The sequence below is a fragment of the Vibrio nitrifigilis genome (genome assembly GCF_015686695.1).
GTDB classification, from domain to species: domain Bacteria; phylum Pseudomonadota; class Gammaproteobacteria; order Enterobacterales; family Vibrionaceae; genus Vibrio; species Vibrio nitrifigilis.
Window position 1 is genome coordinate 365,881 of the sequence record NZ_JADPMR010000001.1, and the last position, 17,021, is coordinate 382,901.

The 17,021-nt window shown below is 41.4% G+C and carries 14 protein-coding genes and 1 pseudogene; 11 read left to right on the forward strand and 4 right to left on the reverse strand.

Features of this window, described 5'->3' with window-relative positions; all coding sequences use genetic code 11:
• Positions 1-104: 104 nt before the first annotated feature.
• The 5 genes from I1A42_RS01610 (at position 105) to I1A42_RS01630 (ending at position 6,631) form a co-directional block, all read left to right on the forward strand.
• Entirely contained in the window at positions 105-1,331 is a 1,227-nt protein-coding gene (locus tag I1A42_RS01610; RefSeq protein ID WP_196122469.1) for a site-specific integrase, read from the forward strand.
• A complete protein-coding gene (locus tag I1A42_RS01615; RefSeq protein ID WP_196122472.1) occupies positions 1,328-3,073 on the forward strand; it encodes a hypothetical protein in 1,746 nt (581 codons plus the stop codon). Before I1A42_RS01610 ends, I1A42_RS01615 begins: the two co-directional genes overlap by 4 nt.
• Before the next feature lie 2 nt (positions 3,074-3,075).
• Positions 3,076-5,238, forward strand: a complete 2,163-nt coding sequence (locus tag I1A42_RS01620) for a site-specific integrase (protein ID WP_196122473.1) — start codon at positions 3,076-3,078, stop codon at positions 5,236-5,238.
• Positions 5,238-5,645: a hypothetical protein gene (locus tag I1A42_RS01625; RefSeq protein ID WP_196122475.1), complete on the forward strand. Its 408-nt coding sequence runs from the start codon at positions 5,238-5,240 to the stop codon at positions 5,643-5,645. Before I1A42_RS01620 ends, I1A42_RS01625 begins: the two co-directional genes overlap by 1 nt.
• Positions 5,646-5,992: 347 nt before the next feature.
• Entirely contained in the window at positions 5,993-6,631 is a 639-nt protein-coding gene (locus I1A42_RS01630; RefSeq protein ID WP_196122477.1) for a hypothetical protein, read from the forward strand.
• A 380-nt stretch (positions 6,632-7,011) separates the two neighbouring features.
• Here I1A42_RS01630 and I1A42_RS01635 read toward each other — a convergent pair whose 3' ends face one another.
• Genes I1A42_RS01635 through norV form a run of 3 tightly spaced genes read right to left on the reverse strand, consistent with a single transcriptional unit; the run spans position 7,012 to position 10,054 of the window.
• On the reverse strand, positions 7,012-7,350 hold the full coding sequence (locus I1A42_RS01635; RefSeq protein ID WP_123016460.1) for a DUF1971 domain-containing protein: 339 nt from the start codon (positions 7,348-7,350) through the stop codon (positions 7,012-7,014).
• 57 nt (positions 7,351-7,407) lie between these two features.
• Positions 7,408-8,550 carry an NADH:flavorubredoxin reductase NorW gene (gene norW, locus I1A42_RS01640; protein ID WP_123016459.1) on the reverse strand — a complete coding sequence of 381 codons (1,143 nt, stop codon included), beginning with the start codon at positions 8,548-8,550 and terminating at the stop codon, positions 7,408-7,410.
• A 10-nt stretch (positions 8,551-8,560) separates the two neighbouring features.
• Complete coding sequence (gene norV / locus I1A42_RS01645) at positions 8,561-10,054, reverse strand: anaerobic nitric oxide reductase flavorubredoxin (RefSeq protein WP_196122479.1); 1,494 nt, start codon at positions 10,052-10,054, stop codon at positions 8,561-8,563.
• 219 nt (positions 10,055-10,273) lie between these two features.
• Here norV and norR point away from each other — a divergent pair, with 219 nt between their 5' ends.
• The 3 genes from norR to I1A42_RS01660 all read left to right on the forward strand — a co-directional run bounded on the left by norR (position 10,274) and on the right by I1A42_RS01660 (position 14,031).
• Positions 10,274-11,824, forward strand: coding sequence for a nitric oxide reductase transcriptional regulator NorR (gene norR, locus I1A42_RS01650; RefSeq protein WP_196122481.1), 1,551 nt, complete (start codon positions 10,274-10,276; stop codon positions 11,822-11,824).
• A 334-nt stretch (positions 11,825-12,158) separates the two neighbouring features.
• Positions 12,159-13,346, forward strand: a complete 1,188-nt coding sequence (gene hmpA / locus I1A42_RS01655) for an NO-inducible flavohemoprotein (RefSeq protein ID WP_230389326.1) — start codon at positions 12,159-12,161, stop codon at positions 13,344-13,346.
• A 136-nt stretch (positions 13,347-13,482) separates the two neighbouring features.
• The gene (locus tag I1A42_RS01660) at positions 13,483-14,031 is read left to right on the forward strand and encodes a class I SAM-dependent methyltransferase (protein WP_230389327.1); all 549 of its coding nucleotides are present in this window, start codon (positions 13,483-13,485) and stop codon (positions 14,029-14,031) included.
• A 276-nt stretch (positions 14,032-14,307) separates the two neighbouring features.
• Here the strand turns inward: I1A42_RS01660 and I1A42_RS01665 are convergent, their stop codons facing one another.
• Positions 14,308-14,628: a helix-turn-helix domain-containing protein gene (locus I1A42_RS01665; protein WP_196122485.1), complete on the reverse strand. Its 321-nt coding sequence runs from the start codon at positions 14,626-14,628 to the stop codon at positions 14,308-14,310.
• 103 nt (positions 14,629-14,731) lie between these two features.
• Here I1A42_RS01665 and I1A42_RS01670 point away from each other — a divergent pair, with 103 nt between their 5' ends.
• The 3 genes and pseudogenes from I1A42_RS01670 (at position 14,732) to I1A42_RS01680 (ending at position 17,006) form a co-directional block, all read left to right on the forward strand.
• Positions 14,732-15,277, forward strand: coding sequence for a hypothetical protein (locus tag I1A42_RS01670; RefSeq protein ID WP_196122487.1), 546 nt, complete (start codon positions 14,732-14,734; stop codon positions 15,275-15,277).
• Between the two features lies 1 nt (position 15,278).
• Positions 15,279-16,655, forward strand: a pseudogene (locus I1A42_RS01675) (DEAD/DEAH box helicase).
• A gap of 45 nt (positions 16,656-16,700) precedes the next feature.
• Complete coding sequence (locus tag I1A42_RS01680; protein ID WP_196122489.1) at positions 16,701-17,006, forward strand: hypothetical protein; 306 nt, start codon at positions 16,701-16,703, stop codon at positions 17,004-17,006.
• Positions 17,007-17,021 lie beyond the last annotated feature (15 nt).

Here is a 17,021-nt window from a genome sequence, read left to right on the forward strand (position 1 = left end):
ATATCTAAATAGTTGTTTGATATAGGTAACAGTATCTATGTTTTTATTTGATTAACTTAGATTGATAGTCTAACTTTAATTTAGATTATTTGATTGGGTATTGTATGGAACACTTTTACCACCTTGTAGCAACAAGTAGATCAATAGAAATTGGTGATATTGAGTTAGGTGCTTCACCGGACTCATTAGACTTCACTGTGAATAAACCTATGCGCTTTGACGGCATTAATCTGTTGTTTTCCTCTTGCGGTGAGCCAGAGTTCTATGCCAATGCGTTTATTATGAGTCGTCGCATTGTCGAAGGGGTTAAAGATACGAAGCCAACTTCGTATGCTCTGCTTCGCTTTTTTCGTTTTTTAGGGAAGAACAACCTCAATTGGAATGATGAAAATAAAGAGCTTGAGCGTTATCCCATTTATCTCTTCAGAAACTATTTAGATAAACAGATTGCTAAAGGAAACATGCGCCGAAGTGTTGGGGCATCGACTTTATCTGTTATTCGAAGATTCTATTTATTTTGCTTGCGCCACGGTTATGTGGAAAATCTTCCATTTGAGGTGCATGGTCATAATAAATACGGTCAAATGCTGACGGACATCACCATTAAGAGTCCTAAGCAAGAGACCGACCTTACCCCTATGAATGACTTGGACATCAAGCATATTCGAGATAACTGGCATCGAGCAGGAATTTCAGGCGAGTTTCGGTTGTTGGTAGCGACTGCAATTAATTCTGGTCTAAGAGCGATTGAGGTTGCTGATATAAAACCTCGCCACTTCAAAGTTCCCGAGGGCTTTAAGGGTAAAACTTACACAGATATCAATATTGGCCCTTCTCATGGTTGTTATACCAAATACAGTAAAGACCGCACGATTTCGATGCCTATTTGGTTAATGGAGCAAGTAACTCAATACTGTGAAAGTGAGCGGTACAAGGAGCGTAAACGGCTCTACTTTTTCAATACAGGTGATGAAGATGCGCCCGTATTTATCACAAAGGAAGGGAATCGTTTCAAAGAACAGGGGCAACGGTCAAATTCCATTGATACGCTTTGGGGGCGGTTAAGAAATGCGATTAAGGAAAACTGTAACCCTCACTTCGACCACGATTTCCATGATACGAGAGCGACCTATGCGGCTAATAAGCTCGACCTCTTGCTCAATATACCTGAATTGAGCACGACACAGGCACTGAAACTACTGAAAGATGAACTTGGACATAAGGACTTATCTGTGACCATGCGTTATTTAACGCATTGGGAAGGCAACCCAACCAAGAACCAAGTGCCTGAGTTAATGATGGCATTATTGGAAGAGGAACACATCATATGACGGAGAACTTTGACTCAGATAAGCCTGATAATGTTCGTACCTATCGCTCTATTCCGAACGATGAAATGCAATCAGACAACCCACTGTCCAAAATTCATCAATGGAAATATATCTGGGTAGCAGGTTCTGGAGTGAACTACACATGTGACTTCAAAGATTGGCTGCAATATAGCACTAAGGGGCATGTTTCTCTGCTGATTTCTAAGTTTGAACAATCAGGTTGGGCAGAGGCGACTAAGGTAACTAACTTTAAGTTTATTGGTGATATTTTAAAGCATAACTTCAACAGCCAATCCCAACAGAAGGCGAACAAGGCTGAGTTCTCAGCAGAAACGTGTGTGAACTATATTCAGGCTTCATGGCTGTCTCAAAGAACAACAGGTGTCGGACTGCATGGCAAGCCGATAAAAGCCAGCACTTTGGGATGGCGAGCTTCAAGCTTTAACTCAATCCTAAAGAAGTTTGGTTTTGGTCAAATTCCTAAAGCGGCTCGAAACCTTGATACCGTGAGTGCATCGTTAGATTCCAATAACTACAACAAGAAAGAGTTAAAACGTATCGCTCGTGCGCTATTGTCGGATAGAAAGTTGCTCTACAAAGAGTATTTGAATGAGGCTATCAGCGAAGGTAAGCGAACAATTGTATTTAATCGTCTTATCTACAATGCGGTGTTCCTCTATGTGTATTACACCGCAGCGGGACAAACAGAGGCGCTGAATACCTTTGTCGTGGAAGATGGTTGGAGTGTTGATAAGGCAGGCGGCAAGCGAATTTCGGTAAAAGGCTTGAAAACCCGTGGCTACAAAGAAGAGTCTCGTTCATTTACCCCAAGGGCGGTGTCTAAAACCTTTTTTGAAGAACACTTCGAGTTGTCGAAGCTGAACGCTGTTTATGTGGGGCTGGATAAGCATTATCTCTTTAGACGACGCGATGGTAAGAAGCCAAGGGCTGAAAATCTCCATATCTACATTGCAAGTCTAATGAGACGCTCCGTTTTACTGCAAACAATGAAAGCGGCAAATCCAGATTTTTCCTTAACCTGTGAGCGTTTGAAGTCATCCATTAAGCAGTACGCAGAGGAAAAGCTCGGGCGACAAGAGGCGATGGAGAGCAGTCGTAACTTATCTGAAAGTACATGGAATAATTCAGATTACAGCAAGAACTCAAAAGCAGTCGCACATCGTGAATTGGCTTTTGGAACTGCCACACTCTTTGCCTTGGGTTGTAACCCAACAGGAGGTGTTACAGCAGCAATAGCCACAACGAAAGCACAGCATTGTGAAGTTCTGTCTAGCGAAGAAGTCGATGTGCTTAGAGCGTCTTCTAGCGTACCTGTGGACGATATTGCTAACGGAGGGGTATGTAAAGGTGAAGATGTTCCGCAAAAACGTGAGTTCCAAAAAAGCAATCTAGAAACGGGATTGTTAGATGATGACGATGTGAAAAATACCGCTTGTGGTTATGTTATCAAGTGCTTCATATGCCGAAATTTTGCTGTTGTTGATGAGGTTCATGACATTTGGCGTTTGCTGTCGTTTGAGTTTCGTCTCAATGAGGCGGTAGTAGCCCATAAAAGCCTTGACCACTTCATCAAGAATTTCAGCGAGGTGAAGTCAGCGATTCGGGATATAAAGAAACGCTTCAAGAAAAGAAACCTCAAGGCAGCGGAAAAATACCTAGAGCGGCAAGGTTGCCACCCTCTGTGGGATGAAGATTCTATTCAAGATATTTTTAAGGGGTAAGTATGTTCAGCATTAGCCATGCCCACGCGCTGTTTGAAAAATACGCTTTGCCTAACAATGAAGTTTACCCCGTACCGACAGAGAGAACTGTAGTCAGCGTAAAGCGGGACGGCAGTCCTGCCTCTTACTTTGAGGATGATGTTTGGGATTTTAATGACCTGTTCAACACCAAGAAAGAAAAAAAATCGACCTACACTCTAACGTTCCGAGCTCAAAAGCATAACCCTAAACTGTTATTAGAGTTTAAGCAGAGAATTTATTGGTTGATATGGGGGGGTAAAAAAACTTTGCTGAGTATTGAGGGGAAAACCTTTAGGAAGGTAGGGCAGATTAAGGATATACAGACAAGGGTTGACGTACTACTGAGAGTGTTTGCTAATACGTCTATCAACGCTTTTTCTTATATTTCAAATGACATTGTATTTTCGCAATTCAAAGAGTCACTACGTGGGGGGAGTGAAGAAAGTATTATCAAAAAACTGGACGCTCTCAATGTACTCACACAGGTTAACCTACACTTCCCTGAGAACGCTAGGTTTAAAATCCCCTACCAAGAAGGCGAGAGCGCAAGAAAGGTTGCCAAGAAATATGCCGCTTATGGTAAAGGGAATTATCCTACAGTCATCCCTGTTATTTATGAGCAATATCTTTGCCGTTTAATTCAGGATGTGGAGTCTGCCTACCGAGATTTCATAGGCGGGCGTACCCTCGAAGCGGATGTGGAAGCAAAGTATCGTTCATTACTGTCTGAAAATGATATCGAACAAGAAATCGAGACTCTATATCAGGAACTTATTCTCGATATTGAGGTTGAGAAAAAAGCAAAAAACAAAGGCATTTCCCCTCAAGAGGTGCTTGATGACTATCGAGATAAAGCTAAGTTCGAGGTTGAGTCTACCTATCGCAATAAGGCCCATAGAGGCGTTATCGATGTCTATAAAAAAGATAATGTCTTGTTAGATGTAAAAGCGTATGCCCAATCAAAAGGGATGACTGAAAATCAAGCCACAGGTGCTTTTAGAATGATTGAAGGGGCGTGTTTTGGCGCTTGTTCGGCATTCACTGGAATGAGGGTGAGTGAATTAACCCAGATTGATGGTGACTCATACAAAGAGATTGACATTGATGGGGTGAAGTTTTGCACAATGCGCTCTTGGACGGATAAGTTGGAAAAGCTAAGTCGTGAGGATACATGGGCGTGTGCGCCAATCTGTGAGAAAGCGTTATTAATATTAACAGTGTTAAATGATAAGTATCGCTCCATCTCCGGTGATATTCATCTATCCCCACGCTTTTCATTCAAAGGTCAAGGAAGTGGATGGACAGGCGATATTATTAATCGTCAGTTAAAAGATATTCAACTCTATACTCAGAACTTACGTAAGCTATTCTATTTTTACAGCCTTCATATCGATATTCGTTACCTTCCAGAAGAGATGGATGAGGTTTTTAACCTGTTAAATCCCATCGTTCACGAGAAGTTTAACCCGATACAGAAAAATGAGCGTGGAGAGCTGTACTGGCGCTTTAGTACCCACTCGTTAAGACGGACATTTGCTCATTTTGTGGTTGGTCATGGATTGGTTTCACTAGCCTCGTTGAAGCATCAATTTAAGCATATACACCTTTCAATGACGGCTATTTATGCGAGTCATTCTGAGGTATTAACTCTACTTGGTATTCAAAACCCAGCCCAAATTAAAGAGCAGATCCAAAAGCAAGAAATAGAGTCTCACGCTGAGTATCTTAAGGATATGATTGAGCATCCCGAAGAACAATCTGGCGGTTTCATGATGTCCATGAGCGGTGAGTCTATAGTAGTGGGTGATGCTAGGTTTAATCAGTTGGTTGAAGACACAAAAGGTGCAAACAAATCTACAGGGTTCGGCACTTGTTTTTCTGGTGTGTCATGTAGCATGGGACATTTGTTTGAGCCATCTAAATGCGTAGGTAGGGATTGTGAGAACCTTAACGTAAACAAAGCTGAAGCGGAGAACTGGGTGATAAGGCGAGATAGGTGTGTTGAAAAAATAGAAAAAATGAAAGAAATGGGGATGTTCAATCGTAGCTCACTAGCTACACAATTAAGTGATATTCGAACAGCCGAAAAAGTGATGGCTGACCACAACATTCAATTTGAAAAATATCGAGTGGAGGCTCTGTAATGGCGACGGTTGCAACAAAACTAGAGAATGCATTTAAGGCTCTTTTGAAAGAGGGCAAAAAAATCAGCCCTTATGCTGTTGAAAGGCGAGCCGGAGTTTCTAATGGTTCATTGAAGAATCATATTGTTCTGCTTGAGAAAGTGTTGGCGGAAAAAGAGAAGTACGCCACCGACCCAACTAATGTAGGGGTTGTAAAGGCTGAAGCTAATAAAGCTAAAGCAAAAGTTTCAAAGGATAAGTACCAAGAGATTTTGGATAAAAACGAAAAGCTTCGAGCTGAGAACGAGCAGTTCAAAGGTGAGCTGAAGGAAATGGCGGATAAAGTCGCTCAGATGACTTGGGAGTTGCACCGCTACAAAACCAAAACACGCAAAGACTCAACAAACGTACATAACTTGAAAGCATAAATTGAAAGGGCTAGGTTGTGGCATAGCTTGGTCTGTCACGTTTATGCCCCATTTCTGTTTACGAAATATCAGATCCACTCAATTTCTTTTATCAATATCCAAACTTAGCAATGACTATATTTTTGTATAATTGCATAATTATCGTCAATGTCGTCTTTTTAGTTGTTAACCAAGACATTATCGGTATTTTGTCACGATGAATTATTAAAAACTGATCTTTCTATCTATAAATCATAGGATTGAAGATTAGTTGGTAAACTGGGAGTGAGATTAGGCGGACAATGTCACATGGACACTTTCCACCTAAGAACTTTTATGCTGCTTATAAGCTTATGGGAATTTGATAAATGGAATGGTTTATTGCTGTAGTTAGCGCACTAATTGGTGCTGTAGTAGGTGCTCTCGTTAGCTACCTATTTACCGATAAGAACAATAAACAAAGAACAAAAAGATTAGAATCAGCTTTCTACAATGAGTTTGAGTATCTATCAGAGACGCTCGAAAATTGGTTCCCCACCTTAGTAGTTGAATACCAAGAGCCATTAAGGGAGCAATATTCAGGCTTGCCATTTTTGGATCTTTCATTAATTGATGCACTTGTAATCGAACTTGCGAGCACTGACAAGGTCGTAACTCCAGCACAAAGGAAACTGATAGTTCGCCTACGACCGGTAATCACAAGCCTTGTGAAAAACAACGAAAAGCGCGGCAAATATGAAGATTCTTGGATGTTGAATAGTCACACAATGGATAATTCTGAAGAACGAGACTGCTCGAAAAATATAAGTTTTTACACAGGACTTCTTCTAGTTGATGTAACTCAGGTAATCTTCCATCTTAAAAAACTAAGTGCAGAAAAAGAGCGTTTCATCTTTTCGAAAGAATCAACTAGGGCGGATTTGGCTAAAGCATGTTGTTTCTCTAGCGGTATTCCCTATGATGAAACGGTGTGGAAACCTATGCTTCTTAGGTTGGGACTTAAGTAAACATAATCAGCATAACGCGTTGCTCACCCCTTAACAGGGCGTTGGTCTTGCGCTAAAACAAAATTGTCCACTTTCGTTTCAGTTGGGTCTGGCTGAAACGTTTTTGCCCCAAAATCATTCAGCCAACCAGTGTCAAACTTTTAGAACAGGATAAAGCATATTTTTCAAAATGAATAAATATGCTTTTAGCCATTTTCCTTATACACATTCGATTAATTAAATGATCAAAATTGCTCTGTTCCTAAAGTAGAAATAAATCACTCTGTTTTTGTCAGAGCGAGACTGATTCCAAGCACAACATTGCGTAATCAACATGTTGTCGTAAGTTTCAAAACACAGATAGGGTTATGTTAGTTGTCAGGCTCAACCGGCAATAATCACTAAGATTTTGAGTGATACATGGGTTGATGTTTTTGACTCGATTCTGACCAGAAATTGATGTTGAACTGCGCATCATCACTGAGTTCAATTCGATGCCAATATTGTGGTGGGCTGGTCGCAAATTGTCCTGCGTTAATAACCACGACCGCTTCTGGTTCAGTGGTGTTTTCATCAGCAAAGCCGTAGTAAGTCACCTGACCTTCCATCACACATAACTGACCAAATACACCTTTAGCTGTATTGTGATGATTAAGTAGTGCCTGAGGGACATTCTCTTTAGTGAAAAAAGGGGTTGAGCGTTGAATCGTCCAATTTTTTGGAATACGTAGATGTGACATAGTTATATCCTCTCTGATTTAAATCGTATTCAGTTTAATACTTATAGCATCTGGGCTTTATTTCGTTTGAGACAACTCACGAAGCAGTGAAAATGCTTGAGTGATTTGTTCGCCAGCTACGATAAAACCCGCCATTTGATTACGTTCATTTTCCGCTTTTGCCACAATGCCAGACTGAGAAAACTGTACATTCCACAGCACAATATTGTCAAAGTTGCCCGCAAGCTGAATGGGATAACTTGGTGTTTTCACTTTTATCATCGTAGGCGGAAGTGCTAATTGTGCATCTTGACCTAATAGCTGCTTGCCCAGAACATTGGCGCTTAACACGATCGGCTGAAGATAAGGCATCAGGCGTCCCTGAATTTCAGCGCAATCGCCCAGTGCGTAAACATTGGCAACTGAAGTCTGTAGATGAGCATCAACAGCGATGCCCTTGTTTACTTCAATTCCCGACTCTATAGCTAACTGGGTATTTGTACGTAAGCCGGCAGCAGATATCACTACGTCTGATTCAATCACTTGACCACTAGTCAATGTAGCAACGTACGAGTTCTCTGAACAGTTCAACTCGGCGACACTATTACCCAGCGCCAGTTGAATGCCTTGCTGTTTAAGCTGATTTTCTAGTGGTAACGCAATGAATTCGGGGATGAGATTAGCTAACAGGTGCGGGTTTGGTTCAACAACCGTCACTGCTTTACCCGCACTTGCCAGATCCATGGCAATCTCAACACCGATCAAACCACCTCCTACAACTAATACGCGTTTCGCGCTGCTAAGTTTTACTTGTGCTAATTGATACTCTTGTAATGAATTCAGCGTAATAACTTCATTACTTGCATTACCCGACATAGGGGGTACAAACGCTTTTGCTCCTGTCGCAAACACTAATTTTGAATACTCATAAGAACGACCATTTGCCATCACTTGCTGCGCCCGTGTATCCACATTTTCGATTAAAGTGTTGGCAAACAGCTCAATATTCTGCTCTTGGGCGAACTCTTCACCGTATTTCACGACTAAATCAAGAGCTGTTTGTTTTTTACTGAACACATGACTCAAGTCTGGTTTGTTGTATTCCGCTCCGTCATCGGCAGTAAATACTTGAATCGGGATATGTGCGTCCATTCGACGCACAGTTTTAACTAACTGGTAAGCAGCAAAACCACTACCAATAATGACGATTGGTGCTTGCATCGCAGTCTCCTTAACCCTTGTATTCAACAAATACGTCTTTACCCAAGTGACATTCCGGGCACAGGAAATAGTCCGGAACGTCACTCCAAACAGTTCCTGGCTCAATGTCTTGATTTGGCTCACCTTTCGCAGGATCATATACCCAGTTACACACAGTACATACCATGCATTGGCAATCAGCAGAGTGTGCTTGTGCGCTTTGAGTGCCGGGCTGATCGTTGACTACCGCGTCTGGTACTACTTGTTCAACCGGTTGAAATACTTGAGGCTGTTCAACGACAGGCGCAACAACCGAATTTAACAGTGTTTTCTTTGCCCATAACTTAGCTATATTCTGACCATGCTCACGGCATTCGCGCATAGCCTTACCATCTGGTCGCCATTTGGCTTTCAGACTCACAGCGGTTTCAAATCCTGCATCAGTTAAACGCGCATGAATACGGTCTACTGCACCACCGTTCCAACCGTAGCTGCCAAAAGCAGCGGCTTTCTTAGCTTTGAAGCGAAGACCGGTGATTTCTTCCAGCATGCCTGCAATTTTTGGCATCATCACATTATTCATAGTCGAAGAACCAACCAAAATACCTTTTGAGCGGAATACATTGGCCAGTATTTCATTCTTATCATGTTTAGAAACATTAAAGACTTTCACTGCAACACCCGGGTCCACATCATGAATACCCTGTGCAATCGCATCCGCCATCATACGCGTATTATTCGACATAGAATCGTAGAAAATGGTGATACGATCTTCTTGATAGTCACCCGCCCACTCCAGGTACTGATCAATGATTTGCACCGGGTTATCACGCCAAACAGTGCCGTGAGACGTCGCAATCATATCGACAGGAAGGTTGAAGCTCAGAACCTCTTTAATTTTCGCAGTCACTAGGCTACTGAATGGTGTCAGGATGTTTGAGTAGTAACGTAAGCATTGTTCCATTAACTCGTTTTGGTCCACTTCATCGTTAAATAAACGTTCATCGCAGTAATGCTGACCAAATGCGTCATTACTAAATAACACGGCATCACCTGTCAGATAAGTCATCATACTGTCTGGCCAGTGAAGCATTGGCGCTTCCACAAAGACCAGTTGCTTGCCGTTACCAATATCAATCTTGTCACCTGTTTTTACCGTGTTGAAATTCCATTCCGGATGATGGTGGTGACCAACAATCGAATCGATTGCCGCTTCAGTACAATAGATTGGGGTATTTGGGATTTTCGCCATTAACGCTGACAACGCCCCAGAATGGTCTTCTTCTGCGTGGTTAATCACAATGAAATCTATCGACTTAAGGTCGATTTCCATTTCTAGGTTTTGAATAAATTGCTGATTGAACCGATGATCCACAGTATCGATCAATACGGTTTTCTCTTCGCGGATAAGGTAACTATTGTAACTGGTGCCTTTTGTTATTTTGTATTCGGTACCGTGAAAGTCCTGAACTTCCCAATCACGTTGACCAACCCAATGAATGTTATTTTTTACATGTATCGTCATTCTTTCTTACCTCAAATTAAATGTGATGTTTGTCTTCAAAGAGCATGAGGCGTGCCAACATTATTTATTGCTTAAATAACAGTTAGATAGGGCTTTTTTCTACCTATGATTATCATTTTGATACTGCTTTTGTTTTTGTCATTCTGACAAATAAATTATCATTATGGTAAATTGGAGTTTTACTTAGATAGTTGTTATGGGGTGCAATGAGTGATGGTTATGGACCAGGTAGGAAAAGAGTGGGTTCAGGTAGCTCTGGATATTACTTCCGGTATTTCTCATCAGGACAGATTTGATCGGTTGCTTTCTACGATTAGGAATACATTGAGATGCGACGCTTCTGCTTTGCTGCTCTTTCGCGATCAACAGTTTGTACCTTTGGCGATAAACGGATTGAGTGTTGATGTACTTGGGCGTCGCTTTAACATCGAGCAACACCCAAGACTTGAAGCCATAGCACGGGCTGGTGATATAGTTCGTTTTCCTTCGGATAGCGACTTGCCTGACCCTTATGATGGCCTTATTCCTAATCATGCAGAAGAACTCAAAGTGCACTCCTGTATAGGTCTGCCGCTTTTATTTGATGATCGCCTACTCGGCGCAGTGACCATCGATGCATTTGATTCGACTCAATTTGATAATTTTGAAGATAATGATCTGCGTATTATCAGTGCATTGGCCGCCAGTAGCCTGAATACCGCACTGTTGATGGAGCAATTGGAAAGAACTTCAGGTGTGAATGTTAATCAGACGAGGCCGTCGGGAAAATTTATTCAGCTTGGAGAAATCATTGGCCAGTCTCCGGCCATGCTGGATTTAAAATCACAAATTGATGCCGTTGCCGATACCGATCTTTCCGTACTTATTATGGGAGAAACAGGTGTGGGAAAAGAACTTGTGGCCAACGCACTTCATGCTCAATCCAAACGTTCTGAGAATACACTCGTTTATCTGAATTGTGCTGCGCTTCCGGAGTCTGTTGCTGAAAGTGAATTATTCGGACATGTCAAAGGGGCCTTTACCGGAGCCATTAGTCATCGTAAAGGTAAGTTTGAGCTGGCAGATAAGGGAACGCTTTTTCTGGATGAAATTGGTGAACTGTCACTGCCGTTGCAAGCTAAATTGCTGAGGGCTCTCCAGTATGGCGATATACAACGAGTAGGTGATGATAAAAATATTAAGGTAAACGTGCGCATTATTGCTGCGACCAACCGAGTAATGCACGAAGAAGTAAAAAAAGGGAACTTCAGAGCCGACCTGTATCACCGTTTGAGTGTCTTCCCCATATTTGTTCCGCCATTAAGAGAACGAGATAAAGATATCACTCTGCTCGCTGGTTTTTTTGCCGAGAGATGCGCACATAAGTTCGGTGTCACAAATGTCAGCCTGAGTGGAGCAACATTGAGTCTTCTCCAGACTTACACCTGGCCTGGTAATGTACGTGAACTGGAACATGCGATAAACAGGGCTTCTGTAATAGCAAAGTCTGACAGTCAGTCAGAGCAAATATTATTACTGCCACAGTATTTTTACTTATCTGGGGAAGCAACGTCTCCACAGCCAATTGACTATGAACCAGACACACAGACAGAAAGTGGTATGACCGAATACCGAGAATTGGGACTAAAAGAGGCTGTCGAGCGTTTTCAGACCCAATTTGTACAAAGAGCCTATCTGGAAAACGATAAAAATCTTAGTGCCGCAGCCAAGCAGTTAAAAGTTAATTCTCCCAACTTACATCGATTGATGAAACGCCTGAACCTGAAGTAGCAACAAGAGAATTGGATTCTCCAAAAGTTGTCAGCCCTTTTTTCAAATACTCATTATGACAATATTATTGTCATAATGAGTATTTGAAATATGCTCTTTTTGATAATTAGAAATTCTTATTGATGACTAATTAATTATAAATCAATAAGTTAATCCCATGGCATAACTAATGCTATGTAGTATCCGTCGTCATACAAGCTACTAGGCGCGGATGAACGGCTCTAATAATCATAGAAATTATCTGTTATCCGAAAAGGGTACAGATAATGAACTGGACTTAGTCAGTCAGAAATTACTTTTTGATCGTAATTTCAATTATCAAAAGAGAGATATTATGAACGACCTGCAAAAGGCACTAGTTTCGAATACGGTTCCCGTTTTACGTGAAAGTGGGGTTGCCTTAACTTCGCATTTTTACCATCGCATGCTCACACATAATCCCGAACTAAAACACATTTTCAATCAAGCAAATCAGGCGCAGGGAGCGCAGCAACAAGCATTAGCGATGGCTGTACTTGCATACGCTGACAATATTAACAACCCTTCTGTGTTGCTCCCCGTAGTTGAACGTATCGCACATAAACACACGAGTCTTGGTATCCGTGCTGAACAATATAGTATTGTCGGTAAACACCTGTTAGGTTCGATCAAGGAAGTGTTAGGCGATGCTGCCAGCGATGAACTCATTGATGCATGGGCTGCCGCATATCAACAATTAGCCGATATTTTTATCAGCGTAGAGTCAGGTCTCTACCAAAACTCCGTAGCGAATAATGCTGGCTGGTCAGGCTGGCGACCTTTTAAAATAACGAAAAAAACACAAGAAAGTAGCGAAATTTCTTCCTTCTATCTGGAGCCCAATGATCAAGGTTCCCTTCCTCATTTTAAGCCTGGTCAATATGTCTCCGTGCGATTATATGTAGAGGATAAGGGCATATATCAACCTCGCCAATACAGTTTATCTCAGGCGCCAGGGAAACAGACGCTACGAATCTCGATAAAAAGAGAATCCGACACTACTGATAAGCCTCAAGGTGTGATTTCTAACCTGATGCATACACAGGTTGAAGTTGGCGATGTCATTGATGTCTCTGCACCATTTGGGGACTTTTTCTTGGCAGAGCAGTTACCTCGTCCCATTGTAATGATCAGTGGCGGAGTGGGGATCACCCCGATGATGTCGATGAGCGAACATCTTGATCGAATCAACGCCCTATCTCAGGCGCACTTTATACATAGTGCAAAAAATTCACGCGTACACGCATTTAAAGATGTGACGGATGACTTTGCAAGCCGAGGCATGAAAGTGAATTATTTTTACGATGAAAGTGCTAATTTTCAAAGTGATATACAGCCAGGGCCGTTTAAGTTAGATGACTTATTGCCTGAGGATCCAACTCGAATGGATTATTACATCTGTGGCCCTCGAGGGTTTATGAAGCGGTATTTTGAAGAACTGCGCGGACTTGGCGTAAAAGAGGAACACATACATGCTGAAACATTCGGGACCGGAGGTTTTTAGTACATTCGATTTTCCAGCCGAGCCTTGGGACGCCGGGGTAATTCCGTATTGATTATAAAGACCCAAGTGACTTCAAGACCTGAGTTTCACTCTTTGAATTTGCTTGGGTATGTACACACGAATAGAGAGAAAAAAAATGGTAAGTTTTGCTGAGCCTGAGAAATTAGCCTTTATATTTGACGGTGAGAACCGACAGCAATGGCAAAATACGGACCATATTCTGGCAACACTGGATATTAAGCAGAATGAGGTGATCGCAGATGTTGGCGCTGGAACGGGTTACTTTTGCCAGCAATTTGTGTCGAGAACCGACGTTGGTCATATATACGCTATCGATCTCGAAGCTAATATGGTTGCTTATTTAGAAAGTAGATTTACCGAAGAGCCTCGAATTAGCTGTCGATCATGCACCGCCGATAATCCTAATATTCCAGAAGGTGTGGACACCGTGTTTCTCGCTAATAGCTATCGATTTATCAGAGATAGAGCGACATTCCTTGCTAAATTGAAAGAACAAATTACACCAGAGGCCCGCGTAGTGATCGTGGATTTTAAAGGCTCAAATGCGCGTGTGACCCCCGAAATGGCGATACAAGAAGTGAAAGATGCTGGGTTTGAAATTGTTAACTTTGATCGAGATGGTTGTCCCGATCATTATATCTTAAGTTCTTGCCTGAAGCCCTGAACTAGCTATCTAATTAAGTATGATGATCGAAGTAGGGATAGGAACACTTTCTCATTTTAATTAATGAATACAAGGAAAAATGAACCAATAAAAATGCTAGGATATTGATTTTTTACTCATAATGGGGAGGCGCAATTTTGTTAGATAATTTTTAAAGACAAAATTTTCTAACTTATTTCTGTCCAGTTTTATGCTGATGGGACGGTGTAAAACTATAGAAATATTCAGCCTACTAAAACACGCAATTGCACCAATTCATAATGGTTATCTTCAGATTTATTTATCTCTTTCTTGAAGACTGTTAATGAATTCAATTACTTGATTTCTTTGCTCTTCGGATAATTTTGAAATCGCAGTTGCTATCTCGGCAGTTGAGTCATCCTCACAAAAAAAATAGTTCAAAGGAACTCCTAGCTCTTTAGCCAGCAGTTTGAGTGTCCGAACATCAGGAGTGTGCACTCCCTTTTCATATTGGTTCATTCGCGCACTCGCTGTACCAGATTCCATACCGATACTAATCCCCAAGTTCTTTTGGGAGATCTTCATTTTCTTACGGGCTTCTTTGAGACGCTTTGGGATTGGGTTGTCTGTTGACACTTATGTTTCATACTTGTTTTACTCATCAATACTAAGATTGTCTTAGTTTTACTTATTTATGTATACTAAGCAATACTTAGTTTTTGTATTGTTCGAGTAGTAAATGAAACGTTCTCAAAAGATAAACGCATATATTTATAAGTTGTTGATAGAAAAAAGGATGGATGGGTTTTCCGTTGTTGAGGCTCGGGATGTTGCCCGTTTGTTCCCCGAAAGCCCTAAAGACATCAATGAACTTCGTAAGATTGTTTATCGACAATTATTAAAGTGCATAGAAAGCAGATGGTTGCGCTGTGAAGGTTCTGGTAGAGAAAAACGATACTTCAAAACGGACGAGTTTAACTCACTCTCTTTTGAGCCTCGGAAACCTAAATCACGTGTAAGAAAGAGTCGCCCAACAGTACCAGTTACAAATCAAGATAGTAACGATTACTCAGAATTAACGGTTGAGCGCAACAGATTAAAGGGAGAACTGGAAGTTACTTTGGGTGAGATAGATAAGTACAAAACGTTAAAAGAACAATATCCCGAACAATTTCAGCTTCTTGAACGTCTGAACGTTGCCGCTAACGAAAAAGCAGCTTTGTTTATGGGCAACATTAATGCAATTACGAATATGTTGAATTCGTTGTCACATGAGAGAGCATAGTATGTTAAGGAAATGGCAAGCAGAATGTGTTGCTCAAGCGTTGGAAAAATACGAATCTGGTTCTAACCATTTCTTCTGTCAGGCGACACCAGGAGCTGGTAAAAGCATCATGTCAGCCACACTGGCTAAGACATTACTCGATAAGGGGATGATTGATCTCATTCTTTGCTTTTCACCTTCTGTTGCTGTAGCTGATGGCATGAGGGCTACGTTTTCGATAATCATCAATTGTCCATTTAACGGAAGTCTAGGCTCAATAGGTCAGTCACTTACTTATCAGTCAATCCAGTATTTAGGCGATGACTTTTGGCGAACCATTGAAAAATATAGAGTTCTTGTCGTGTTTGATGAGATTCACCATTGTTCCGGTGATGAGCTAGACAGAGCCAACATTTGGGGACAACAAATATTGGCTCGTATACAAGGTGTTGCTACCTATACGTTAGCTCTGTCGGGAACACCCTGGCGTTCAGATAAATTTCCGATTGTTTTGGCTGAATATAGTGATCCGGAAGGCAAGCTATTTTGTGATTATTAGTATGGTTTAGCCCAAGCTATAGCAGACAATGTCTGCCGTAAGCCGAAATTAGTTTTGGTTGATAATGAACATTTGACGATTTTAGAAGGTTCTGAGAAAAAATCATTTGCTTCTATTCTTGAGCTCCTTAAGCAATCAAAGACGTCGTATCAGGATGTAATTCATAATACTCAAGCAATGGAGTATGTCCTCGGCTTAGGATGCCAGAAACTTAATGAAATCCGGAAAGAGTCTTTTAATGCAGGAGGTCTTGTTGTTGCGTCATCGGTGAAACATGCAAAACAAGTACAAAAAATATTGACTGAAAAATTTGGTCAGTCAGCAACGTTAGTAACCTACCATCATGATGATCCTCAATCTGAAATTAAGGCTTATCAAACAGGAACGACCCAATGGATTGTGAGTGTCGGTATGATAAGCGAAGGTACTGATATTCCCCGTCTACAAGTGTGTTGTCATATTAGCGCTGTAAAAACAGAACTTTACTTTAGACAAGTGCTTGGCCGGATATTGCGAGTCAACGATAGTCCAAATCAGCAAGCCTGGCTTTATACGTTTGCAGAGCAGAATTTAATTGAATATGCGGAGCGTATAGAGCATGACATTCCTGAAACCTGTCTCTTTGCCAAAATTGGTAAAGAAGAGTATATCCCAGAGTTACAAGCAACAAATCAATGCGGTGAAGTTGAATCTGTGCCCGCAAAAATTATCAAAGGATATAGCCAGTTAGATTGGGGAATTCAATCCAAATCTATCTCATCAGGTCGTGGGGCTGACGATATTTTTGATGAAATTTGGTTGGGACGATTTCGTGAACGTGTAGTTTCAGCGTTTTTATAATCGGCGATGATATTTCATCAAGCAATATGCTTCTAAGGAGTTGATATGTTCTACATTGGTGTTAGCCATTATTATGCGACGGGTGAAGGCGTAACGATTTATGTTGCTAGCGGTAGCGAAAAATCAATACGCGCATCGATTCCTGAGTATTTTCATCCAGGACTCACTATTTTAACCCCCGCAGAGTGGCTAAAAGCCGCAACTGGAGACTGTGTGGATGAATACCACCAATCGGATGCGGAGGTTCTTAAAACCTATTTACCAATGTTATGGCAGCAAATTGAAGAAAGAGCATTGGAAAGAGGGTGTTATCTGGATTTTTTCATGAAGCACCACTTCAACTATGCCTGATGTGAATTAGAGGGT

Excerpts from the sequence above, each read along its gene's own strand:
- I1A42_RS01610 (WP_196122469.1), top strand. The coding sequence starts at position 105 with ATGGAACACTTTTACCACCTTGTAGCAACAAGTAGATCAATAGAAATT.
- I1A42_RS01615 (WP_196122472.1), top strand. The coding sequence starts at position 1,328 with ATGACGGAGAACTTTGACTCAGATAAGCCTGATAATGTTCGTACCTAT.
- I1A42_RS01620 (WP_196122473.1), top strand. The coding sequence starts at position 3,076 with ATGTTCAGCATTAGCCATGCCCACGCGCTGTTTGAAAAATACGCTTTG.
- I1A42_RS01625 (WP_196122475.1), top strand. The coding sequence starts at position 5,238 with ATGGCGACGGTTGCAACAAAACTAGAGAATGCATTTAAGGCTCTTTTG.
- I1A42_RS01630 (WP_196122477.1), top strand. The coding sequence starts at position 5,993 with ATGGAATGGTTTATTGCTGTAGTTAGCGCACTAATTGGTGCTGTAGTA.
- I1A42_RS01635 (WP_123016460.1), bottom strand. The coding sequence starts at position 7,350 with ATGTCACATCTACGTATTCCAAAAAATTGGACGATTCAACGCTCAACC.
- norW (WP_123016459.1), bottom strand. The coding sequence starts at position 8,550 with ATGCAAGCACCAATCGTCATTATTGGTAGTGGTTTTGCTGCTTACCAG.
- norV (WP_196122479.1), bottom strand. The coding sequence starts at position 10,054 with ATGACGATACATGTAAAAAATAACATTCATTGGGTTGGTCAACGTGAT.
- norR (WP_196122481.1), top strand. The coding sequence starts at position 10,274 with ATGGACCAGGTAGGAAAAGAGTGGGTTCAGGTAGCTCTGGATATTACT.
- hmpA (WP_230389326.1), top strand. The coding sequence starts at position 12,159 with ATGAACGACCTGCAAAAGGCACTAGTTTCGAATACGGTTCCCGTTTTA.
- I1A42_RS01660 (WP_230389327.1), top strand. The coding sequence starts at position 13,483 with ATGGTAAGTTTTGCTGAGCCTGAGAAATTAGCCTTTATATTTGACGGT.
- I1A42_RS01670 (WP_196122487.1), top strand. The coding sequence starts at position 14,732 with ATGAAACGTTCTCAAAAGATAAACGCATATATTTATAAGTTGTTGATA.
- I1A42_RS01680 (WP_196122489.1), top strand. The coding sequence starts at position 16,701 with ATGTTCTACATTGGTGTTAGCCATTATTATGCGACGGGTGAAGGCGTA.